Origin of the sequence: Micromonospora sp. HM5-17, from assembly GCF_003762835.1 — a bacterium.
Lineage (GTDB): Bacteria > Actinomycetota > Actinomycetes > Mycobacteriales > Micromonosporaceae > Plantactinospora.
Genome location: NZ_RJWA01000004.1, coordinates 18,054 through 40,584, shown reverse-complemented (window position 1 = coordinate 40,584; position 22,531 = coordinate 18,054). Strand labels below are relative to the sequence as shown.

The following is a 22,531-nucleotide window of genomic DNA, read 5'->3' as shown; positions in this document are numbered from 1 at the left end:
ACCTAGACGATCAGTGCCGCCAGCCGCGCCACCGCCTCGGCCAGGACGTCCGGCGGGTGCGTCGCGTAGCCGAGGACCAGCCCGGGCGGACCACCCGACCGGAGCCGGAGCCGGGAGAGCGCCAGCGGGCCCAACCCCGACCGTCGGGCGGCCCGGGCCAGGGCCACGTCGTCGATCCCCGCCGGCAGCTCCACCACCAGGTGCAGCCCGGCCGCGACGCCGGAGATCCGGGCGGCCGGCAGGTGCCGACGGACCGCCGCCACGACCGCGTCCCGCCGGATGCGGTGGATCCGGCGCAGCCGCCGTAGGTGCCGGTCGTACCCGCCGCCCGCGAGGAACTCGGCGAAGGCGAGCTGCTCCAGCACCGGTCCGCAGACGTCGGCCGCGTGCTTGCGGGCCCGTACCGCCGCCCGCCAGGCCGGCGGCACGGCCAGCCAGCCGAGCCGCAGCGCCGGGGCGAGCGCCTTGCTGGCCGAGCCGATGTGCGCCACCCGGTCGGGAGCGAGTCCCTGCAGGCAGCCGACGGGATCACGGTCGTACCGGAACTCGGCGTCGTAGTCGTCCTCGACGATCAGCCCGTCGACCTGGCGGGCCCAGTCGAGCAGCGCCGCCCGCCGTTCGGGACCGAGCACCACGCCGGTCGGGAACTGGTGCGCCGGGGTGACCATGACCGCCCGTACCCCGGCCCGGGCCAGCGCGGCGACGTCCAGGCCACCGGCGTCGACCGGCACCGGCACCGTCCGTAGGCCGTGCGCGACGAGGTGGTCGCGGATGGCCGCGCTGCCCGGGTCCTCCATCCCGACCGTGTCGACACCGGCGGCGCGCAGCGCCCCGGCGACCAGGCCGAACGCCTGGCCCGCGCCGGTGGTGACGAGCAGGTCGTCCGGGTCGACCCGGGCCGCCCGGACCCGGCCGAGGTAGGCGGCGAGTTCCGCCCGGAGCCGGGGCGCGCCGGCCGGGTCGCCGTAGTCGAGGTCGGCGGCGACGGCTCGGTCGAGCGCCCGCTCGTACGCCCGCCGCCACGCCTGCCGGGGAAACAGCCCCAGATCGGGTACGCCCGGGCGGAGCGGCCGGATCCGGTTGACCGGTGCGGCCGGGGCCGTGATACCGGCCGCCGGGCCGGACCGCTCCGCGGCCGCACCGTCCCGTACCCCGGTGGAGCCGGCCCGCAGCGGGACCGGCCCCGGCCGCACCGGCGCCACCACGGTGCCGGCCCCCCGCCGGGACAGCAGCCAGCCCTCGGCGACCAGTTGTTCGTACGCCTCGACCACCACGCCCCGGGACACCCGCAGGTCGGCCGCGAGGTCCCGGCTCGACGGCAGGCGGCTGCCGGGGCGGAGCCGGCCGACGACGATCGCCTCGCGCAGCGCGACGGTGAGCCGGCTCGCCAGTCCGGGGCCGGTACGGTCGAACTCGACCAACGCCTCCAGCACCGTCAATTGGTCCTCCATAACGCCGCGCCAGTGGACCTGCGAAGCAGACCACCCGGACCCTAGCGTCGGCCGGGTGCAGATCTCGAACCTCGTCGCCGTCCTGCTCTGCGTCGGCGGAATGGTGATCGTCGGCAGCTCCGTCTCGATCAGCCAGTTGATCCTCGACTTTCCGCACCTCACCGGCCAGGCGGCCCGGTACGCGCTCGCCGCCGCCGTGCTCTTCGCCCTCGCGTGGCGGTTTCCCCGGCTGCTGGTCGGCGGCGGACCCCTGCCAAGCCGGCCCACCCGGCGGGACCTGGCCGTCCTCACCGCGCTCGCCGCCACCGGGATGGCCGGCTTCAACGCCTGCATCCTGCTCGCGCTGCCGCACGCCGACGCGGCCATGGTCGGCACGTTCATCGGGGCGGCCCCGCTCGGGCTCGCCCTGCTCGGCCCGCTCCTCCGCCGCCGCCGGCCCGCCGCCCGGCTGCTGGCCGCCGCCGCGATCGTCGTCGCCGGGACCGCGCTCGTCCAGGGCAGCGGCCGGGCCGACGCGATCGGTGTCCTCGCCGCCCTCGGCGCGTTCGGCGGCGAGGTCGCGTTCTCCCTGCTCGCCGCCGCCGTCCTGCCCCGGCTTGGGCCGGTGCTGGTCTCGGCGTACAGCTGCGCGCTGGCCGTACCGCTGCTCCTGCTGGCGGCGCTGCCGGCCGGAGAGTTCGGCCGGTTGCGCCCGCCCACCGCGACCGAGGTCGCCACCCTCGGCTACCTGGCCGCGTTCATGACCGTGGTCGCGTTCCTGTGCTGGTTCACCGGGCTACGGCGGCTCGGGGTCGAGCGGACCGCGCCGCTCGTCGGGGTTATGCCGATCTCCACCCTGCTCACCTCCGCCGTCCAGGCTGGTCGGCTGCCGGCCGTCGGGCAGGCCGCCGGCGTGCTGATCGCCGCGCTCGGGATCGCCCTCGGGCTGTGGGCGGGGCGCGGCGACCGGGCCGCGAGCGAGGAATCCGGGGCGACCGCCGCCGGAGGGCTGGAGGACCGTGAAAGCGGCGCCCGGCCCGAGGCACCGGCCGTAGCCTTGGTCAGGTGGAGAGAGCCCGCCTGACCCGCCGGCTGCTGCTCACCGGCCTCGGCTCGGCCGCCCTGGCGGCCGGTGTTGCCGGCTGCGAGGCGAATCGCCCGGTCCCGCCCCAGGTGGCGGTGACACCGCGGCCCCCGACAGCCCGCTCCACCGTTCCGGCGCGCCGGGACGAGGCCACGCTGCGCCGCAAGATCGCCAGCCTGCTCGTCGTCGGGTTCCGGGGCGAACAGCTCGACCAGGCCGAGTGGGTCAGGGCCGCGATCCGGGACGGCCTCGGCGGGGTGATCCTCTTCGACCGTGACCTGCGGACGGACGCGGTCCGCAACATCCGCTCACCGCAGCAGGTCACCGCCCTGGTACGTAGCCTGCGCCGGGCGGCGCCCCGGCTCATCGTCTCGATCGACCAGGAGGGTGGGAAGGTCGCCCGGTTCAATCCCGGCAACGGCTTTCCCGCCACGAAGTCGCAGGCCGAGATCGGTGCCGCGAACTCCGCCGCGACGACCCGCGCCTGGGCGCGGGAACTGGTTCACAGCCTCACCTCGGTGGGCATCACCCTCAACTACGCCCCGGTCGTCGACCTGAACGTCAACCCGGACAACCCCGCGGTCGGCAGGCTCGACCGCAGCTTCTCGGCGGACCCGAACGTCGTGGTGACGAACGCGACCGAGGAGATCCAGGTCCACCGGGAGGCCGGAGTCAAGACGTCCATCAAGCACTTTCCGGGCCTGGGCAGCGCCACCGCCAACACCGACTTCGCGGTCGCCGACGTCAGCACCTCCTGGCGGCCGGTCGAGCTCGAACCGTTCCAACGGTTGATCAGTGCCGGTGCCGCCGACTCGGTCCTGGTCGGCCACGTACTCAACCGGCAGCTCGATCCGGACCGCCCGGCCTCGCTGTCCCGGGCGGTCGTGACGGACCTGCTGCGGGGACGGCTCGGCTGGCGCGGCCCGGTGGTCAGCGACGACATGCAGGCCGTCGCGATCACCAGCCGGTTCGGTCGGGACGAGGCCGTCGCGCTGGCGCTGGACGCCGGCGTCGACCTGCTCGTCTTCGGCAATCAGCAGGTGTACGACCCCGCCATCGTCACCGAGGTCGTCGGCACCGTCGTCAGGCTGGTGCGGTCGGGCCGGCTCACCGAGGACCGGATCGACGAGTCGGTGGCCCGGGTCGACGCGCTCCGACCCCGGGGCTGACCCACCCGCGGTCACGGCCCGCCCGCCGTCGCTATCCGCCCTCGTCATGCGCGCCCCGCCCGGCGCCCCGGCCGCAGTCGCGCGGCTCGCCTCCGCGCCCGGGCGGCACATCGGCCGGCCCGGGCACGCCCGGACACCGCCCGCGGCTAGCGCGCTGGCCCGGGCTCGCCGCCGGCCGACTCCCCCGCCGGTCCGGGCTCGCCACCGACCCGCTCCCGCTCCACCGCGCGGACCGTCGCCGCGTACTCCAGGGTCGCCTGGCGCAGCGCCGCCTCGGCGTCCAGGCCGGCCTCCCGGGCCCGGGCCACCGTCTCCAGCAGGCTGGTACCGAGCCGCAGCACGGGATCGGAATCCGCCGTCGGCAGCGGTACGTCGAGTCCGGCCCGCTCGACCCGGTGCAGCACCTTCGCCGCCAGCGCCAGCGCCGGCTGGGAGAGTGCCACCCCGTCGAGCACCGAGGCCCGGGGCTTCTCCGCCCGCTTGATCTGCTCCCAGTTCTCGGTGATCTCCTCGAGGCTGCCGACCGTCTCCCCGGCGAAGACGTGCGGATTACGGCGGATCATCTTCGCCACCAGCCCGCCGGCCACGTCGTCGATGGTCCACCGCTGGCCCTCGGGAAGCTCCTCGGCCAGCCGGGCGTGCAGCACCACCTGGAGCAGCACGTCGCCAAGCTCCTCCCGGAGCGCGACGAGGTCTCCGGCGGCGATCGCGTCGTACGCCTCGTAGCACTCCTCGAGCAGGAACGGCGCCAGGGTGGTGTGGGTCTGGGCGCGCTTCCAGGGGTCACCCCCGGGCGAGAGCAGCCGGTCCAGCACGGCGACCGCGTCGAGCAGCCGCGCCCCGGGTGGGTCCCAGGAGCCGTACATCAGCTCCAGCTCGGCGAGGCCCGGCTCGCGCGCCAGCCGCAACCCCAACTCCCGAGCCAGGTCCTCGTCGCCGGTCGGGCCGGCGAGCCAGACCACCGTGCCGTGGGTCGCCGCCGCGGCCAGCAGCGCCGACACCGGCTCGTCGGTGACGGTGACCTCGGCGCCCGCGGCACGCAGGGCCGCGCTCAGCTCGCTCTCGGCGCCGGCCAGGACCGGGTGGGCGCGTACGGCGTCCCAGGCGGCGGCGGTCAGCAGCCCGGCCGGAAGCCGGGGCGAGGTGACCAGCAGAACGATCCGGGCGGTCATCGGGGCGCGGTCATCTTCCGTGCACTGCCGTGACGTCGCGTGGCGGGGGTCGGCGCCGCTCAGCGGGCCTCGACCAGCATGTCCGGACCCGCCTGGCCGATCAGCACCGAGACCGCGGGCGAGCCGTCCGAGAAGGAGAGCAGCGGAAACTCCAGCGGCCGGTACCGGGGACTGACGATGATCTCGTCCCGGTCGAGCGCCTCGCTCAGCACCTTGCGCTGCGACAGCGCGGTGCCGAGCTGCGGGCCCTGCGAGAGCCGGTTCCTGGCGTCCGCGTCCCGCTCGTCGGGGGAGACCACACCGGCCCGCCGACCCCGGGCGACCAGGTCGGTCAGGTCCGCGTCGGTCGGCGTCACCTGCTGGTCGGCGGGGATCGCGGTCAGGCAGGTGTAGAGCTCGGCGAGCTGCTGGACGTACCGCGAGCCCGCCGGCAGGGCGAACTGCGCGGCGACCTGGTCGGGGTTGGCCCGCTCGGACGGCTGGAGACCGCGTTCCGCGGTGAGCCGGCGGCAGACGTCGCCGAGGACCAGGACCCGGACCACCTCCGAACGGCTCGGCACCCTCACCACGGCGCCCCCGGCCGCCGCCTCGCCGCTCGGGGACGGCACCCTGCTCGTGGCATCCTCGAGCACCGAGGTCACCTCGGCCTCGGTGATCTTTCGGTCACCGAGGTACGCGGCGACGCTGGAGTCGGAGCGACAGGCGGAGAGAGCGGTGGTGCCGAGCACGGCAATGACCGCGATCGAAGCCAGACGACGGACACGCTGCATGCTCGACACTCTCTCACGCGGCGCCAGACCGCCGCAGCCGGGCCACCCCCCCGCGGGCCCGGCCGCCGGCCACTCCGGTCCGGCGGCGGCCGGCCGGCACCGCCGGAGGACTCACCGGGCCGGAACGGCGGCCCCGACCTCCCCCAGCACCGTGGTGAGCAGTTGGGCGCACCAGTCCAGCAGCGCCTGGTCCCGCAGTGGCTCGCCGCCGATCCGCCGGGTCGTCGGCCGGGGCACGCTGACCTGGTCCGTCGCGGCCTTGTACACCGCGTCCGGGTGGTACCGCTTCAGCCTCAGCTGCTTCGAGTCCGGCAGCGACAGCGGCGAGAACCGGACGTGCCGGCCCTGCATCGAGACGTCGGTCAGGCCGTACGCCCGGGCGAGCATCCGGAACCGGGCCACCGCGACCAGGTTGGCGACCTGCGCCGGCGGCTCGCCGTACCGGTCGGTCATCTCGGCGACCACCTCGGCGAGCCGCGCCTCGTCCCGGGCCTCGGCGAGCTTGCGGTACATCTCCAGGCGCAGCCGTTCCACCCCGATGTAGTCGTGCGGCAGATGCGCGTCGACCGGAAGGTCGATCTTGACCTCGGCCTCCTCCTCCGGCCGTTCGCCCTTGAACGCCTGCACCGCCTCACCGACCATCCGGACGTAGAGGTCGAAGCCGACCCCCTCGATGTGCCCGGACTGCTCGCCGCCGAGCAGGTTGCCGGCACCCCGGATCTCCAGGTCCTTCATCGCCACGTACATCCCGGCGCCCAGCTCGGTGTGCTGGGCGATGGTGGCCAGCCGCTCGTGGGCCTGCTCGGTCAGCGGCTTGTCCGGCGGGTAGAGGAAGTACGCGTACGCCCGCTCCCGGCCCCGGCCCACCCGGCCCCGGATCTGGTGCAACTGGGCGAGGCCGAGCAGGTCGGCCCGCTCCACGATCAGGGTGTTGGCGTTCGGGATGTCGATGCCGGACTCGACGATCGTGGTGCAGACCAGGACGTCGTACTCCTTCTCCCAGAAGCCGACCATGACCTTCTCCAGGGCGTCCTCGCCCATCTGGCCGTGCGCGACCGCGACCCGGGCCTCCGGGACCAGCTCGCGGATCCGCCGGGCCGCCCGGTCGATCGACTCGACCCGGTTGTGCAGGTAGAAGACCTGGCCGTCCCGGAGCAGCTCGCGGTGGATCGCGGCGGCGACCTGCTTGTCGTCGTACGCCCCGACGAAGGTCAGCACCGGGTGCCGCTCCTCCGGCGGGGTGGCGATCGTCGACATCTCCCGGATGCCGGTGATCGCCATCTCCAGGGTCCGCGGGATCGGGGTCGCCGACATGGTCAGAACGTCCACCGAGGTCCGGAGCTGCTTGAGGTACTCCTTGTGCTCCACCCCGAAGCGCTGTTCCTCGTCGACGATGACCAGCCCGAGCGCCTTGAACCGGGTCGACGCCTGGAGCAGGCGGTGGGTGCCGATCACGATGTCGGCGGTGCCGTCGGCGACCATCGCCAGCGTCTGCTCGGCCTCCCTCGGCGTCTGGAACCGGGAGAGCTGCCTGATCGTCACCGGGAACTGCGCCATCCGTTCGGTGAACGTGTTGTAGTGCTGCTGGGCGAGCAGGGTCGTCGGCACCAGCACCGCCACCTGCTTGCCGTCCTGCACCGCCTTGAACGCGGCCCGCACCGCGATCTCGGTCTTGCCGTACCCGACGTCGCCGCAGATCAGCCGGTCCATCGGGATCGGCTGCTCCATGTCCCGCTTGACCTCCTCGATCGCCGTGAGCTGGTCCGGCGTCTCGGTGTACGGGAAGGCGTCCTCCAGCTCCCGCTGCCACGGGGTGTCCGGGCCGAACGCGTGCCCCTTGGAGGCCTTGCGGGCGGCGTAGAGCTGGATGAGCTGGGCGGCGATCTCCCGCACCGCCTTGCGGGCCCGGGCCTTCGCCTTCTGCCAGTCAGAGCCGCCCATCCGGTGCAGCGTCGGGGTCTCGCCCCCGACGTAGCGGGAGAGCTGGTCGAGCTGGTCGGTGGGGACGAAGAGCCGGTCGCCGGGCTGGCCGCGCTTGCTCGGGGCGTACTCGATGACCAGGTACTCGCGCGCGGCACCGTTCACCGCGCGCTGCACCAGCTCGACGTACCGGCCGATGCCGTGTTGCTCGTGCACCACGTAGTCGCCGGCCCGCAGCTCCAGCGGATCGATGGTGTTGCGGCGTCGGCTCGGCATCCGGCGCATGTCCCGGGTGGTGGCGCCGCGCCCGCCGGTGATGTCGGTGCCGGTGAGGACGACGAACCGGGCCACCGGGTCGAGGAAACCGTGGGTGAGCGCGCCACAGGTGACGACCAGCTCGCCGTCGGCCGGCGGGGCGGTGACCCCGTCGGCGGTGACGGCGCCGAGCCCGGCGTCGCGGAGCACCTCGACGGCTCGCTGCGCCGGGCCGTTCCCCTCGAAGACCAGGGTCACCGCCCAGCCGTCGCCGGCCCAACGCTTCAGGTCGTCAACCAGCCGGGCGGTCTCGCCGTGGTACCGCGGGGTCGGCTGGGCGGCCAGGGTCAGGGACTCCCCCGCGTCCGGGGTGACCGTCACCTCCGGTTCCGGCTCGACCGCCCACGGCTCGACCGTGGCGGCCGGCCCGGGCGTCGCCTCCGCGAGACCGAACGGCGACACCGACCACCAGGGCTGTCCGAGGGCGGCGGCGGTGGCGCGTACCTCCGCCAGGGTCTTGAAGGCGGCGGCGCCGAGGTCGATCGGGGCCTGGCCGCCGACGGCGGCCGCGGCCCAACTCGCCTCCAGGAACTCCGCCGAGGTACGGACCAGATCGTGCGCCCGGGTCCGGATCCGCTCCGGGTCGCAGAGCAGCACGTGGGTGCCGGCCGGCATGCAGTGCAGGAGCAGTTCCAACGCCTCGGCCCCGATCAGGGCCGGCGCCAGCGACTCCATCCCCTCGACCGGGATCCCCTCGGCGAGCCGGTCCAGGATCTCGGCCAGCTCGGGGTGCTGCCGGGCCAGTTCGGCGGCCCTGGCACGAACGGCCGGCGTGAGCAGCAGTTCCCGACAGGGGGGTGCCCAGAGTGCCGGCACGACCTCGATGGTGCGCTGGTCGGCGACGGCGAAGGTACGGATCTCCTCCACCTCGTCGCCCCAGAACTCGATCCGGGAGGGGTGCTCGTCGGTCGGCGGGAAGACGTCGAGGATGCCGCCCCGGACGGCGTACTCGCCACGCTTGGTCACCAGGTCGACCCGCGCGTACGCCAGATCCGTCAGCCGGCGGGCGGTCTCCTCCAGCCCCGCCTCGGCGCCGACGACGAGCCGGACCGGCTCCAGGTCTCCCAGCCCCTTGAGCTGCGGCTGCAGCACCGAGCGGACCGGGGCGACGACGACCTGGACCGGACCGGCGTGCTCGTCGAGGTCTGGGTGTGCCAGCCGGCGCAGCACGCCGAGCCGCCGTCCGACGGTGTCGGAGCGGGGCGAGAGCCGCTCGTGCGGCAGCGTCTCCCAGGCCGGGAAGACCACGACCTGCTCCGGCGGCAGCAGGTCGCGCAGCGCGGCGGCGAGGTCGTCGGCCTCCCGGGTGGTCGCGGTCACCGCGAGCACGGGTCGGCCCGCTCCGCCGGCCTCCTCGCCGGCGGCCACGGCGGCGACCACGAACGGCCGCAGCGCCGGTGGCGCGGTCACATCGAGACCGTCCGCCTCCGCCCCGGCCGCCCGAGCCAGGTCCCGCGCCCGTGCCAACGCCCGATCCCGAAGCGCCGCAGTCAACAACCCGGTCAGCACGCCGATCACACCTTCAGGGCACGCGAAAGGAGCCCCGCGTCCGCCTCGGACGGGGGTTGCGGGGCCGCTGGGTCACCGCCCGCCCGCTCGGGTGGAATCCCCCTGACACCCGGGCCAAGCCTATCCCCTGAGCCGGACGATTCCCGGGCCACCGGCCGCAGCCCCTCCGTCGCCCGGTGATCCGCCCCGGGCCACCGCACCGGTGGCCCGGGCGCCGGGCGGGCGAAGGTCAGAGCCGAACCGGCGGCGAGCAGGAGCCAACCAGTCATGACAAAAGGTACGTATAATCCGCGTCTAAGGCTCCGGGCCGCCACGGGCGGGCCGCCCGGCAGCGGGTGCCCGCCGGCAGCGGCGACCGTCACGGCATGGACTCGTTCGCGTCGACCAGCCGGCACGGATACGATCCACGGTGTCGGACAGCGCCGTCCTCCGTACTGAGACGAAGGAGCGCACGGTGACCGACCAACATGATCATGACGGCCCCGATGCCGCCCTCCGAGCCGACATCCGCCGCCTCGGCCGTCTCCTCGGCCAGACCCTGGCCCGCCAGGAAGGCCCCCCACTGCTCGACCTCGTCGAGGAGATCCGCGCCCTGGTCCGGCACGACGCCGAGGCCGCCGCACAGCGGCTCGCGGCGATGGACGTCACCACCGGCACCAAGCTCGCCCGGGCCTTCTCCACCTACTTCCACCTGGCCAACATCACCGAGCAGGTACACCGCGCCCGGGAACTGCGCCGGCAGCGGGCCGCGCACGGCGGCTGGCTGGACCAGGCCGCCCGGCTGATCCGGGAGCGCGGCGTGCCGCCGGAGGAGATCGCCTCCGCAGCCCGCCGGCTCGCCGTCCGGCCGGTCTTCACCGCCCACCCGACCGAGGCGGCCCGGCGCTCCATCCTCTCCAAGCTGCGGGCCGTCGCCGACGAGCTCGACGCGGAGGCGTCGGCCGCCATCCTGTACGGGGCCACCGACGAGGGCCCGACGAACCGGCGCCTCGCCGAACTGCTCGACCTGCTCTGGCAGACCGACGAGCTGCGGCTGGACCGGCCCGACCCGACCGACGAGGCCCGCAACGCCATCTACTACCTGCGCGACCTCTACGCCGTGGCGGCGCCGCAGGTCCTCGACGACCTCACCGACACCCTGCGCAGCCTGGGCGTGGAAACCGCCCCGACCGCCCGGCCGCTGACCTTCGGCACCTGGATCGGCGGAGACCGGGACGGCAACCCGTTCGTGACCCCCCAGGTCACCCGGGACGTCCTGCTCATCCAGTTCGAGCACGGCATCCAGGCGACCGAGGCGGCGATGGAGGCGTTGATCAACGAGATCTCCGTCTCCCGGCGGCTGCGCGGCGTCTCGCTCGACCTCTCCGCCAGCCTCGCCAAGGACCTGGACGCGTTGCCCGAGGTGGCGCCCCGGTTCCGCCGGGTCAACGCGGAGGAGCCGTACCGGCTCAAGGCTCGGTGCATCAAGGCGAAGCTGGCCAACACCCGGCGCCGACTCCAGCAGGGCACCCCGCACGTGCCGGGACGGGACTACCGGGGCTCCGCCGACCTGCTGGCCGACCTGGAGCTGATGCGCGCCTCGCTCGCCCGCAACTCCGGCCAGCTCACCGCCGTCGGCCGGCTCGCCTCGGTGATCCGTACGGTCGCCGCGTTCGGGCCGCAGCTCGCGACCATGGACATCCGGGAGCACGCCGAGGCGCACCACGCGGTGCTGGCCCAGTTCTACGCCGCGGTCGGCGAGGTGCCCGACTACGCCGCGCTGAGCCGTGCCGACCGGACCAAGCTCCTCGCCGAGGAGCTGGCCGGTCGGCGACCGCTCTCCACCATGGACACCCCGCTCACCGATTCGGCCCGGAAGACCTTCGAGGTCTTCCACACCATCCGCGACCTCCAGGAGCGCTTCGGCGTCGAGGTGATCGAGTCGTACATCATCTCGATGACACTCGGGGTGGACGACGTCCTCGCCGCGGTGGTGCTGGCCCGGGAGGCCGGGTTGGTCGACGTGCACACCGGTCGGGCCCGGATCGGGTTCGTCCCGCTGCTGGAGACCCTGGCCGAGTTGGAGGCCGGGGGCGACCTGCTCGACGAGCTGCTCTCCCTACCCGCGTACCGGGCGATCGTGGCGGCCCGCGGAGACGTGCAGGAGGTGATGCTCGGCTACTCCGACTCCAACAAGGAGGCGGGGATCACCACCTCGCAGTGGTCCATCCACCGTGCCCAGCGCGCGCTGCGGGACGTGGCCGCCCGACACAACGTACGGTTGCGGCTCTTCCACGGCCGTGGCGGCACGGTCGGCCGGGGCGGCGGGCCCACCCACGAGGCGATCCTGGCCCAGCCGTACGGCACCCTCGACGGCGAGATCAAGGTGACCGAGCAGGGTGAGGTCATCTCCGACAAGTACACCCTCCCCTCGCTGGCCCGGGAGAACCTCGAGCTGATGCTGGCCGCCGTGCTGCAGAGCACCCTGCTGCACACCGAGCCGCGCCAGCCGGCCGAGGCGCTCGAGCGGTGGAACTCGACGATGGACGTGGTCTCCGACGCGGCGTACCGGTCGTACCGGTCGCTGGTGGAGCACCCGGACCTGCCCGCGTACTTCTGGGCCTCCACCCCGACCGAACTCCTCGGCGCCCTCAACATCGGGTCCCGGCCGGCGAAGCGGCCGAACACGGACGCCGGGCTCGCCGGGTTGCGCGCCATCCCGTGGGTCTTCGGCTGGACGCAGACCCGACAGATCGTCCCGGGCTGGTTCGGCGTCGGTTCCGGGCTCGCCGCCGCCCGTGAGGCCGGTCTCGGCGACATCCTCGCCGAGATGCAGCGCGCCTGGCACTTCTTCCGGACGTTCCTGTCGAACGTCGAGATGATGCTGACCAAGACCGACCTGGCCATCGCCCGGCGGTACGTCGAGACCCTGGTCCCGAAGAAGCTGCACCCGATCTTCGAGAAGATCGAGGCGGAGTACGAGCTGACCAAGCGCGAGGTGCTCGCCATCACCAACTCGCCGGCCCTGCTGGAGAACTCACCGGTGCTCCAGCGCACCCTGGCGGTGCGGGACACCTACCTGGAGCCGCTGCACCATCTCCAGGTCGCGCTGCTGCGGCAGTACCGCGACTCGGGACTGGCCGGACGGGCGGTGGCGACCGCCCCCGGTGGCCGCCGCGCCCCCGGCGACGGCGCCGCCCTGGAACGCGCCCTGCTCACCACCGTCAACGGCATCGCGGCCGGGATGCGCAACACCGGCTGACCCGCCGGATCGGCGTCACCGGGCCCGGGCCCGAGCCGAGTACCCTGCCAGGATCAACCGCCACGATCGGCGAAACGCGCACCGCGGAGAGGCGACGATGCAGGTGACGGTACGGCGGGCAACGGCCGAGGACGCGCCGACGCTGGCCCGGCTGCGCTGGCGGTTCGGCGCGGAACGGGGCCGGCAGGGTGATGACCAGGCCAGCTTCGTCGACTTCTTCACCGCCTGGACGCTCGACCATCTCGCCACCCACCTGCCGTTCCTGGTCGAGGTGGACGGCCGGCCGGCGGGGATGGCCTGGCTGGTCCTCGCCGACCGGGTGCCGAGCCCTCGGCTGCCGGACCGCCGCACCGGTGACGTCCAGTCGGTGTACGTCGTGCCGGAGCTGCGCGACGCGGGGGTTGGCCAGGCGCTGCTCGACGCCGTACTGGCAGAGGCCCGGAACCGGGAGCTGGAGTTCGTGACGGTTCACTCCAGCGATCGCGCGGTGCCCTTCTATCTGCGACGCGGGTTCAGAGACACCCCGACGTGGCTCGAGTGGCGTCCCTGAACCCGCGCAGCCCCCCGTTGGTCAGCTCGTCTCGCCGGCCGCGCTGAACGAGCGAAGTCGATCGATCGCCAGGACGGTGCCGCCGACCGTGAGGACGACGCTCAGCGCCAGCGCCACCGGCAGTGACACCGTCGGGGTCAGCAGGGACGTCGGGGCGACCCGGTCCGCCACGGTCAGCACGTACTGCTGGACCGAGAGGACCCCGGTGCTGCTCAGCAGGCTGCTGAGCAGCCCCTCCCAGATCAGCACGTACACCAGGCCGAGCAGCACCGGCCGCCGGGTGACCAGACTGAGCACCAGGAAGATCGCCACGTACGTCAGCGCGCCGAGCGCGCTCGCCACCGCCAGGGCCAGCCCGAACCGTACGCCCTGCGCGAGCACCCCGGAGACGTAGAGCGGTACCGCGACGGTGAGCGCGGTGACCCCGGCCGCCACCGCCAGCTTCGGCAGGATGATCTGCCAGCGCGGCAGCGGCTTGGTCAGGATGTGCAGCAGGGTCCCGTCGTCGATCTCCGAACCGAGCACCCCGGTGCCGACGATCAGGGCGGTCACCGGAAGCATCACCGCGAGCCCCAGGCCGACGATGACCGGCGGCACCCACTCGCTGGCGGCGACCCCGGCCCAGCGGGCCAGTACCGCCAGCCCGACCACCAGCAGCGGCAGCGGGAAGAGCAGCAGGAAGCGCCGCCGGCCGAAGAGCCCGCGTGCGGTGATCCAGGCAACTGTCGTCATCGTCTCAGGCCTCCACCAGATAGGAGAACACGCTCTCCAGAGACTCGTCCGAGGGGAGCAGTCGGCGTACCCGGATCCCCGAGGCCAGGGCGATCTTGGGCAGCGCCCGGGTGAAGCTGCCGTAGTCGCCGGCCCGGACCGTCAACCCGTCGCGGTCGAGTTCGACCCCGTTGACCGACGGCTCGGCCATCAGCGCCACCGCGAGCCGCCGGTCGTCGGTGGAGCGGATCGCGAAGACGTGCGGCCGGTTCGTCATCAGCCGCCGGATCGTCCGGAAGTCGCCGGAGGCGGCGAGCCGGCCCGAGACGATCACCTGCACCGTGCCGGAGACCTGCTCGACCTCCTCGAGGATGTGCGAGCTGAACAGAATGGTGCGGCCCGCGTCACCGAGCGAGTGCAGCAGGTCCATCATGTGCATCCGCTGCCGCGGGTCCATCCCGTTGAACGGCTCGTCGAGCAGCAGCACCTCCGGGTCGTGGACCAGCGCGGCGGCGACCCGCGCCCGCTGCCGCATGCCCTTGGAGTACGTGCCGATCCGGCGGTCCTCGGCGCTGGTCAGCTCGACCAGGTCGAGCACCCGCCGGGCGGCCGCCTCCGGCTGTGGCAGCCGGTGCAGCCGGGCGCTGGCGAGCACGAACTCGTACGCGGTGAGGAAGTCGTACGCCGCCTCGCGCTCGGTCACCAGCCCGAGCCTCCGGTAGACCGCGGGGTTGCGCCAGGTGGGCTCGCCGTCCAGCGTCACCGTGCCCCGCGACGGTGCGAGGAACCCGGCCATCATGTGCAGCAGGGTGGTCTTGCCGGCGCCGTTCGGGCCGAGCAGCCCGGTCACCCCGGGGCCGAGACTCATCGTCACGTTGTTGACCGCGACCACGTTGCCGTACCAGCGGGAGACCCCGCTCAGTTCCACATTCGTCACTTCGACGCGACCTTCCGGTAGCGGGCGAGCAGCAGCAGGACCCCGGCGACGACGAAACCGAGCGTCGTGAGGGCGTAGAGCGGGCCGTAGCCGCCGATCTCGGCCTCGCCACCGGGCTCGAACGCCCAGTCGCCGAGCCCGCCGACCAGGGTCACCGGGCTGGCCAGGCCGGCGAGCTGGGTCGCCCGCTCGTACGGCAGCACCATCAGCACCCCGACCACCGGGGTGGTGAGCAGGAAGGAGCCCACGATCGCCCCGGCCGCGACCGCCCGGCGTCGCAGCAGGGAGGCGACCAGCAACGCCAGCACACCGAAGACCACCGCGTGTACGGCGGCGTAGCCGAGCCCGACCAGGTAGTCACCGAGCTCGTCCCAGACCGCCCCGAGGCGGTCGACGCTGAACGCGGCGCCGACGAACATCACCGTCATCGGGCCGGCGAGCAGCAGGAACGTCGCCGAGACCAGCGCCGCCAGCCGGGCCAGCGCGTAGTCCTGACGCCGCAGCGGCCGGGCGAAGTAGAGCGGCAGCACCCCGTTGTGCAGGTCCCGGGAGACGAGTTCCGGGGCGACGACCGCGCAGAAGAAGATGATCAGCATGCTGAGCATCTCGGTGAACTCGGCGTAGCCGACCAGGGCCTGACCGGTGCGGGCCCGAAGGGCGGTCAGCACCGCGGCCACCACCGCGACCACGCCGACGATCAGCCACGGAAAGACCTTGGCCTTGGCGCTGCGGCCCAGCCCGAAGGCGGCCCGTAGGCCGTGCACGTAGAGCGCGCCGACGATGGGCCGGCGGCCGAGCCGCGGCCCGGTGTAGCGCTGGTAGCCGATGTCGTGAATGACACCCGTCGGCTGGCTCATCGAATCCCTCCCTCGGTGGCGCCGGCCCCGGCCAGCGCGGCCGGCGGCTCGCCGGAGGCCACCGGGCCGGTGGCGAAGAGTTCGGCGACCCGGTGCCGCCGCTGGTCGAGCCGGTGCAGCGGCAGGTCCAGCTCGGCGACCGCGGTCAGGATCAGGTCGTACGTCGTCTCGTCCGCGAGCGGCACCAGCAGCAGCCGGCCGTCCCGGCGGACCGGAAGGTTGGCCGCGGCCAGCCGAGCGGCGAGTTCGTCGGTCCCCTCGCTCACCTCCACGGAGAGCACCTCGGTCGCCGCCGTCATGTCGGAGAGCTGGGCGGCGCGCAGCAGTCGACCGCCGTCGATGGCGACCAGCGCGGTGCAGATCCGCTCGATCTCGCCGAGCAGGTGCGAGCAGACCAGGACGGAGATGCCGAACTCGGTGCCGATCCGTTCGATCAGGTTGAGCATGGCGTCCCGGCCCGCCGGGTCGAGCCCGTTGGTCGGCTCGTCGAGCAGGAGGAGGTCCGGGTCGTGCACCAGCGCCTGGGCCAGCTTGACCCGCTGCTTCATCCCCGTCGAGTAGCCGCCGATCTGCCGGTAGCGCTCCTCGTAGAGGCCGACGTGCCGTAGTGCCTCGGAGGCGCGCTCCCGCGCCGTGGTCTTCGGCAGCCCGCTCATCCGGGCCATGTGGGTGACGAACTCGGCGGCCGACAGGTCCGGCGGCAGGCAGTCGTGCTCGGGCATGTAGCCGACCCGGGCCCGGATCTGGTTGCCGTCGACCGTGGGGTCGAGGCCGAGCACCCGAACCTGACCGGAGGTCGGCGACAGCAGGCCGAGCACGATTTTGATGAACGTCGACTTGCCCGCCCCGTTGGCCCCGACCAGCCCGACGATGCCCGGCTCGATGCCCACCGTCAGGTCGGCCAGCGCGGTCACCCCGTTGCCGTAGGTCTTGGTCAGCGACTGGGTCGCGATCAGTGTCACACCCGCCAGCCTAGGGGCCCGACGCTCGCCGGGCGTCCGGGACGAACCCTGGCCGTCCCCTGAGCCGACGCCCCGAACCTCCTCGGGGCTTCCAGGACCTGGTGAAGTGCCGCGGCCATGCTCAGGGTCGTTGGGTAACCTCTCATGGTCGCCGATCAAACCGGTCCTCCGCACAGGGACGTCCAATCGGGAGTGGCGGTCTCGACCGATCGACGGCCGGCTGCGACACTGTGTGCCGGCCAGGGTAGTTGGGGGGTGCGATGAGCAACGGGTGGGTGCTGCCCGATGAGTTGCTGCGTGACGCTCCGGCGTACACGCCCCGCCCGTATGAGCTGGCCGACCTGGAGCTACTCCTCTCTGGGGCGTACGCCCCGCTCTCCGGCTTCATGGGCCGCGCCGACCTGGCCTCGGTGGCGCGTCGGGGCCGGCTCGCCGACGCCACCCCCTGGCCGGTGCCGGTGACCCTCCAGGTCCCGGCCGAGGTGGTCGGCGGGATCGACCTCAACAATCCGATGGAGCGCCGGCTGATCCTCACCGATCCCGAGGGGGCGCCGACCGCGCTGCTGGAGGCGACCGACGTCTGGCCCACCCAGCAGCGCTGGTACGGCGTTGGCGGCCCGGTGCGCCGGATCGGCGACGGCGGACGCGGTCCGTTCCAGCGGCTACGCCGCCCGCCGGCCGAGATCAGGGCGCTGCTGCCGCCCGGGCGGGTGCTCGGGGTGATCGCCGACCGGCCGCTGCACCGCCCCCAGCTGGCGCAGATCGCCCACGCGGTCCGGACCCTCGCGGCGCATCTGCTCATCCTCATCCCGGTGGCCGAGAACAGCCGGGACGGGCTTCCGCCGGAGGCCCTGGTCCGCAGCATCTTCGGGGCCCGGGACCGGATGCCCCCGGCGACCATCGTGGCGGTGCCGATGGCCCGCCGCGGCGACGAGATCTGGGACGCGCTGCTGCGGGCCCGGGTGGCCCGCGCCTACGGGGTGACCCACGTCCTCTCCACCACCGAGCTGGTCACCGGCGGCGGGCTGCGCATGCTGGTCCCGCGCGAGCTGGCGTACGACAACCGGGACGGCCAGTGGCGCTGGCAGGAGGACATCCCGCCCCGGAACCGGCGGCAGGCGCTGGCCCAGGAGGAGATCGACGACCTGCTGGACCGGGGTTTCCCGCTGCCGGAGTGGCACACCCCGCCGGCGGTGGCCAGGGAGCTGAGCCGGGCGCGGCCGCCGCGCCGGCACCGCGGTCTGGTGGTCTTCTTCACCGGCCTCTCCGGCTCCGGCAAGTCGACCATCGCCCGAGGGCTCGCGGACGCGCTGCGGGAGAGCGGCGACCGGACGGTCACCCTGCTCGACGGCGACGTGGTCCGCCGGGAGCTCTCCGCGGGTCTCGGCTTCAGCAAGGCCGACCGGGACACGAACGTCCGCCGGATCGGCTGGGTCGCCGCCGAGGTGGCTCGGCACCGGGGGCTGGCGATCTGCTGCCCGATCGCGCCGTACGCCCGGGCCCGGGCGGCCGCCCGGGAGATGGCCCAGGCGGCGGGGGCCGGGTTCGTGCTCATCCACGTCGCGACCCCGCTGTCGGTCTGCGAGCAGCGGGACCGCAAGGGCCTGTACGCCCGGGCCCGGGCCGGGCAGCTCACCGGGATGACCGGCATTGACGACCCGTACGAGGAGCCGACCGACGCCGACCTGGTGTTGGACACCAGCGACGTGACCGTCGAGGAGTGCGTCCGGACGGTGCTGGCGCACCTGACCGAGCACGGTTGGGTGGAGCCCCGGCTCCAGCCGGTCTGATCCCCCACCCGCCGACCCGCCCTGAGCACCGACGACGGTGGCCGGGGCTCTTCTCGTACGCTCGCCTGAGCGGTAGTGTTCGCATCTGTTGAATTCCGTTCTGTTAGGTTCACGGGTGCGCGAGGGGTGTGGGATGGGACGACTGGTGCCGAAGGTCTCCGGCCTCAGCTACGGCGGTGACTACAACCCGGAGCAGTGGCCCGAGGAGGTGTGGCCGCAGGATGTGGCGCTGATGCGCGAGGCCGGGGTCAATCTGGTCACCGTCGCCGTCTTCGGCTGGGCCTGGCTGGAGCCCGCCCCGGGCGCCTACACCTTCGACCGGTTGGACCGGATCATGGACGGGCTGCACGCCGGTGGGATCCGGGTCTGCCTCGCCACCGCCACCGCCTCCCCGCCGCCCTGGTTCTCGTACGCCCACCCGGAGACGCTGCCGGTCGACGCCGACGGCCGGCGGCTGACCTACGGCAGCCGGCAGGCGATCTGCCCGAGTTCCCCGGTATACCGGCAGGCCGCGCTGGCGCTGACCGAGCAGCTCGCGCGCCGCTACCACGACCATCCGGCCCTGGCGCTCTGGCACGTCCACAACGAGTACGCCTGCCACAACGCGTACTGCTACTGCGACACCTCGGCCGCGGCCTTCCGGGACTGGCTCCAGCGGCGCTACGGCGACCTCGACGCGCTCAACGCCGCCTGGGGTACGGCGTTCTGGTCGCAGACGTACACCGACTGGGCGCAGGTGCAGCCGCCCCGGGCCACCCCGACGTCGAAGAACCCCGGGCAGGTGCTGGACTTCCGGCGGTTCAGCTCGGCCGAGCACCTGGCGAACTTCGTCGCCGAGCGGGACGTCCTACACGCGCTCGCGCCCGGCATACCGGTCACCACGAACCTGATGACCGGAAGCTGCGTCGACCTGGACTACTGGGCCTGGGGCCGGGAGATGACCGGCCCCGACCGGCTGGTCTCCAACGACCACTACATACTCGCCGAGCACCCCCTCGAACCGCCGGCCCAGATCGCCTTCGCCGCCGACCTGGCCCGGTCGCTGGCCGGTGGCCCGTGGCTGCTGATGGAACACTCGACCAGCGCGGTGAACTGGCAGCCGCGCAACCTGGCCAAGCCGCCGGGCCAGCTGATCCGGGACTCGCTGGCGCACGTCGCCCGGGGCTCGGAGGGGGCGCTCTACTTCCAGTGGCGGGCCAGCCGGGCGGGCTCGGAGAAGTGGCACTCGGCGATGGTGCCGCACGCCGGCACCGAGTCGAAGATCTGGCGCGAGGTGGTCACGCTCGGCGGCCACCTGCGGGCGCTGGCCGAGGTCGAGGGGGCCCGGACCGAGGCCGAGGTCGCGGTGCTGCTCGACTACGCCAGCGTCTGGGCCCAGGAGGCGCCGAACCAGCCGAGCGTGGACATGGTCGCGTTCGCCGAGATCCAACGCTGGCACGCCGCGCTGTGGCGGGCCGGAATCACCGCCGACCTGGCCCCGCCCGACGGCGACCTTGGCCGGTACCGGCTGGTCGTCGCACCCGCGCTCTACCTGATGGACGACGACGCGACGGCCAACCTGACCGGGTACGTCGCCGCCGGCGGGACCCTGGTGGTCGGCCCGTACAGCGGGCTGGTCGACGCGTACGACCGGGTCCGGCCGGCGCCGTTGCCGGGTGCCCTCGCCGACCTGCTCGGCATCCGGGTCGAGGAGTTCTTCCCGCTCCCGGCCGGCGGCACGGTACGCCTCGTCGCCGCCGGCGTACCCGATCCCGCCGACGCCACCGACCGGCCCGGCGCCGGTCGACCGGGCCCGACCGAGGTCGCCGGCCTGCTCGGCGCCGACGCCACCGCGGCGGTCTGGACCGAGCAACTGGCCGCGCCCGGTGCGGAGGTGCTGGCCCGGTACGCCGACGGTCCGGTCGCCGGGGCGCCGGCGCTGACCCGCCGCACCGACGCCGGTGGTCCGGCCTGGTACCTGGGGACGCGACCCGACGACGCCACGCTGGGCCGGCTGCTCGCCGGGATCGCCGCCGCGGCGGGTGTCCGTCCGGTCGTCCCGCCGGTACCGGGCGTGGAGGCGGTCCGGCGCCGGCACCCCGACGGGCGGTCGTACCTCTTCCTGCTGAACCACGGGGACCAGCCGGCGGAGGTCGCCGCGGCCGGGACCGACCTGCTCACCGGCGACCACCACGCCGGATCGGCCCGGATCCCGGCGCGGGGTGTCGTGGTCCTCGCCGAGGACGCCGGGACGACCGGGGACGGCCGGTGATGCTGGCCCGGCAACGTCAGGAGGCGATCCTGCGGCGGGTCCGGACCAGTGGCGGGGTTCGGGTCAGCGAACTCGCCGCCGAGTTCGGGGTCTCCGACATGACCGTCCGGCGCGACCTGGAGGTCCTGGCCGAGCGGGGTCTGCTCGCCAAGGTGCACGGCGGAGCGACGGCGGCCCCGCCGGGCGCGACCGACGAGCCGGGGTTCGCCGCCAAGTCGGCCCGGCAGCGGGCCGAGAAGCGCGCCATCGCCCAGGCCGCCGCCGGGCTGGTCACCCCCGGGATGGCGGTCGCGCTCTCCGCCGGTACGACCACCGCCGAACTGGCACACCGGCTCGCCGACGTCGCCGGGCTGACCGTGGTGACCAACTCGGTCCCGGTCGCCGAGATCCTGCACCGGGCCGGCCGGCCGGACCAGACGGTGATCCTCACCGGCGGGGTCCGGACCCCGTCGGACGCGCTGGTCGGGCCGGTGGCCGTGACGGCGATCCGCTCGCTCCACCTCGACCTGGTCTTCCTCGGCGTGCACGGGATGACCGAGCGAGCCGGGTTCACCACGCCGAACCTGCTGGAGGCGGAGACCGACCGGGCGCTGGTCACGGCGGCGGAGCGGCTCGTGGTGCTGGCCGACCACACCAAGTGGGGCACGGTGGGGCTCTCCTCGATCGCCCCGCTCGCCGACGCGCACACCGTGGTCTCCGACGACCGGCTGCCCGAGCCGGCCCGCCAGACGCTGCGGGAGCACGTGACCGACCTGGTCCTGGCCGAGGTGGAGGGATGAGACGGCACCCGGTGAAGCTCGCCGACGGGCGGGAGCTGATCTACTTCGACGAACGGGACGGCGTGGTACGCGAGGGCCCGGACCGGCGGGACCTGCCGCTGCCGCCGCCCGCCTCCCAACTGCGCTACGACCCGCTGGTCGACGAGTGGGTGGCGGTCGCCGCGCACCGGCAGACCCGGACCTTCCTGCCCCCGAGCGACGAGTGCCCACTCTGCCCGTCCACGCCCGAGCGCAGCAGCGAGATCCCGGCGTACGACTACGACGTGGTGGTCTTCGAGAACCGCTTTCCCGCGTTCAGCGACCGGCCCGGGGACCCGCCGGGCCAGGTGACGCCGTACACCGCGGTCCGGCCGGGGAGCGGGCGGTGCGAGGTGGTCTGCTTCACCGCCGACCACAACGCCTCCTTCGCGACCCTGCCGCCGTCCCGGGTTCGGACCGTGCTGGAGGTGCTCGCCGACCGCACCGCCGCGCTGTCCGGGCTGCCCGGGGTGGAGTACGTCTTCTGCTTCGAGAACCGGGGGGTGGAGATCGGGGTGACCCTGCACCACCCGCACGGCCAGATCTACGCGTACCCGTTCGTGCCGCCGCGGGCCCAGGCGATGCTGGCCGCCGCGCGCCGGCACGCGGCACGCACCGGCGGTCGGAACCTCTACGCCGACGTCCTCGCCGCCGAACGCGCCGCCGGGGAGCGGGTGGTCGCCAGCAACGACCACTGGACCGCGTACGTCCCGGCCGCCGCCCGGTGGCCGTTCGAGGTGCACCTGGCGCCGCACCGGCCGGTGCCGGACATCCCGGCGCTCGACGACGCCGAGCGGGACGCCTTCGGACCGCTCTACCTTGACCTGCTGCGCCGCTTCGACGCGCTGTTCGACCGGCCGATGCCGTACGTCGCGGCCTGGCACCAGGCACCGGTGCACGCCGAGCCGGGACTGAGCCACCTGCACCTGCAACTGTTCAGCATTCGCCGGGCGGCGGACAAGCTGAAGTTCCTCGCCGGCTCGGAGTCGGCGATGGGGGCCTTCGTCAACGACATCCTCCCGGAGCAGGCGGCGCGCCTGCTCCGGGACGCCGGTTGAGCCGAGCC

The 22,531-nt window shown here is 73.8% G+C and carries 16 protein-coding genes; 8 read left to right on the top strand and 8 right to left on the bottom strand.

The annotated features are described in order from the left end of the window. Nucleotides 1–2 precede the first annotated feature (2 nt). Nucleotides 3–1,451, bottom strand: a complete 1,449-nt coding sequence (locus tag EF879_RS13675) for a PLP-dependent aminotransferase family protein (RefSeq protein ID WP_123558566.1) — start codon at nt 1,449–1,451, stop codon at nt 3–5. 55 nt (nt 1,452–1,506) lie between these two features. On the opposite strand from EF879_RS13675, the gene EF879_RS13670 reads away from it, so the two are divergent. Both EF879_RS13670 and EF879_RS13665 read left to right on the top strand, forming a co-directional pair. Continuing rightward, nucleotides 1,507–2,514, top strand: coding sequence for a DMT family transporter (locus EF879_RS13670; RefSeq protein ID WP_123558564.1), 1,008 nt, complete (start codon nt 1,507–1,509; stop codon nt 2,512–2,514). After that, nucleotides 2,496–3,683 carry a glycoside hydrolase family 3 N-terminal domain-containing protein gene (locus EF879_RS13665; RefSeq protein WP_233604447.1) on the top strand — a complete coding sequence of 396 codons (1,188 nt, stop codon included), beginning with the start codon at nt 2,496–2,498 and terminating at the stop codon, nt 3,681–3,683. The genes EF879_RS13670 and EF879_RS13665 overlap by 19 nt, the downstream gene beginning before the upstream one ends. Nucleotides 3,684–3,829: 146 nt before the next feature. Here EF879_RS13665 and EF879_RS13660 read toward each other — a convergent pair whose 3' ends face one another. The 3 genes from EF879_RS13660 to mfd all read right to left on the bottom strand — a co-directional run bounded on the left by EF879_RS13660 (nt 3,830) and on the right by mfd (nt 9,369). After that, on the bottom strand, nt 3,830–4,855 hold the full coding sequence (locus tag EF879_RS13660) for a nucleoside triphosphate pyrophosphohydrolase (protein WP_123558562.1): 1,026 nt from the start codon (nt 4,853–4,855) through the stop codon (nt 3,830–3,832). Between the two features lie 59 nt (nt 4,856–4,914). After that, nucleotides 4,915–5,625 (bottom strand): hypothetical protein, encoded by a 711-nt coding sequence (locus tag EF879_RS13655; RefSeq protein WP_233604446.1) that lies wholly within the window; start codon nt 5,623–5,625, stop codon nt 4,915–4,917. Nucleotides 5,626–5,736: 111 nt separating this feature from the next. Then, on the bottom strand, nt 5,737–9,369 hold the full coding sequence (gene mfd, locus EF879_RS13650; RefSeq protein WP_123559179.1) for a transcription-repair coupling factor: 3,633 nt from the start codon (nt 9,367–9,369) through the stop codon (nt 5,737–5,739). Between the two features lie 454 nt (nt 9,370–9,823). Between mfd and ppc the strand changes: the two genes are divergently transcribed. Both ppc and EF879_RS13640 read left to right on the top strand, forming a co-directional pair. Continuing rightward, complete coding sequence (gene ppc, locus EF879_RS13645) at nt 9,824–12,610, top strand: phosphoenolpyruvate carboxylase (protein ID WP_123559177.1); 2,787 nt, start codon at nt 9,824–9,826, stop codon at nt 12,608–12,610. Between the two features lie 97 nt (nt 12,611–12,707). Further along, nucleotides 12,708–13,160 carry a GNAT family N-acetyltransferase gene (locus tag EF879_RS13640; RefSeq protein WP_123558558.1) on the top strand — a complete coding sequence of 151 codons (453 nt, stop codon included), beginning with the start codon at nt 12,708–12,710 and terminating at the stop codon, nt 13,158–13,160. Nucleotides 13,161–13,181: 21 nt separating this feature from the next. Here the strand turns inward: EF879_RS13640 and EF879_RS13635 are convergent, their stop codons facing one another. Genes EF879_RS13635 through EF879_RS13620 form a run of 4 tightly spaced genes read right to left on the bottom strand, consistent with a single transcriptional unit; the run spans nt 13,182 to nt 16,627 of the window. Then, a complete protein-coding gene (locus EF879_RS13635) occupies nt 13,182–13,892 on the bottom strand; it encodes an ABC transporter permease subunit (RefSeq protein WP_123558556.1) in 711 nt (236 codons plus the stop codon). A gap of 4 nt (nt 13,893–13,896) precedes the next feature. Further along, nucleotides 13,897–14,808 (bottom strand): ABC transporter ATP-binding protein, encoded by a 912-nt coding sequence (locus tag EF879_RS13630; RefSeq protein ID WP_233604445.1) that lies wholly within the window; start codon nt 14,806–14,808, stop codon nt 13,897–13,899. Next, the gene (locus EF879_RS13625) at nt 14,805–15,665 is read right to left on the bottom strand and encodes an ABC transporter permease (protein WP_123558554.1); all 861 of its coding nucleotides are present in this window, start codon (nt 15,663–15,665) and stop codon (nt 14,805–14,807) included. Before EF879_RS13625 ends, EF879_RS13630 begins: the two co-directional genes overlap by 4 nt. Beyond that, nucleotides 15,662–16,627 carry an ABC transporter ATP-binding protein gene (locus tag EF879_RS13620; RefSeq protein ID WP_123558552.1) on the bottom strand — a complete coding sequence of 322 codons (966 nt, stop codon included), beginning with the start codon at nt 16,625–16,627 and terminating at the stop codon, nt 15,662–15,664. Before EF879_RS13620 ends, EF879_RS13625 begins: the two co-directional genes overlap by 4 nt. A 260-nt stretch (nt 16,628–16,887) precedes the next feature. Between EF879_RS13620 and cysC the strand changes: the two genes are divergently transcribed. From cysC to galT, 4 genes are all read left to right on the top strand, one after another. Next, on the top strand, nt 16,888–18,417 hold the full coding sequence (gene cysC, locus EF879_RS13615) for an adenylyl-sulfate kinase (protein WP_123558550.1): 1,530 nt from the start codon (nt 16,888–16,890) through the stop codon (nt 18,415–18,417). Between the two features lie 133 nt (nt 18,418–18,550). Continuing rightward, a complete protein-coding gene (locus EF879_RS13610) occupies nt 18,551–20,668 on the top strand; it encodes a beta-galactosidase (RefSeq protein WP_123558548.1) in 2,118 nt (705 codons plus the stop codon). Continuing rightward, nucleotides 20,668–21,447, top strand: a complete 780-nt coding sequence (locus tag EF879_RS13605; RefSeq protein WP_123558547.1) for a DeoR/GlpR family DNA-binding transcription regulator — start codon at nt 20,668–20,670, stop codon at nt 21,445–21,447. Before EF879_RS13610 ends, EF879_RS13605 begins: the two co-directional genes overlap by 1 nt. Next, nucleotides 21,444–22,523: a galactose-1-phosphate uridylyltransferase gene (gene galT / locus EF879_RS13600; RefSeq protein WP_123558544.1), complete on the top strand. Its 1,080-nt coding sequence runs from the start codon at nt 21,444–21,446 to the stop codon at nt 22,521–22,523. Before EF879_RS13605 ends, galT begins: the two co-directional genes overlap by 4 nt. Nucleotides 22,524–22,531 lie beyond the last annotated feature (8 nt).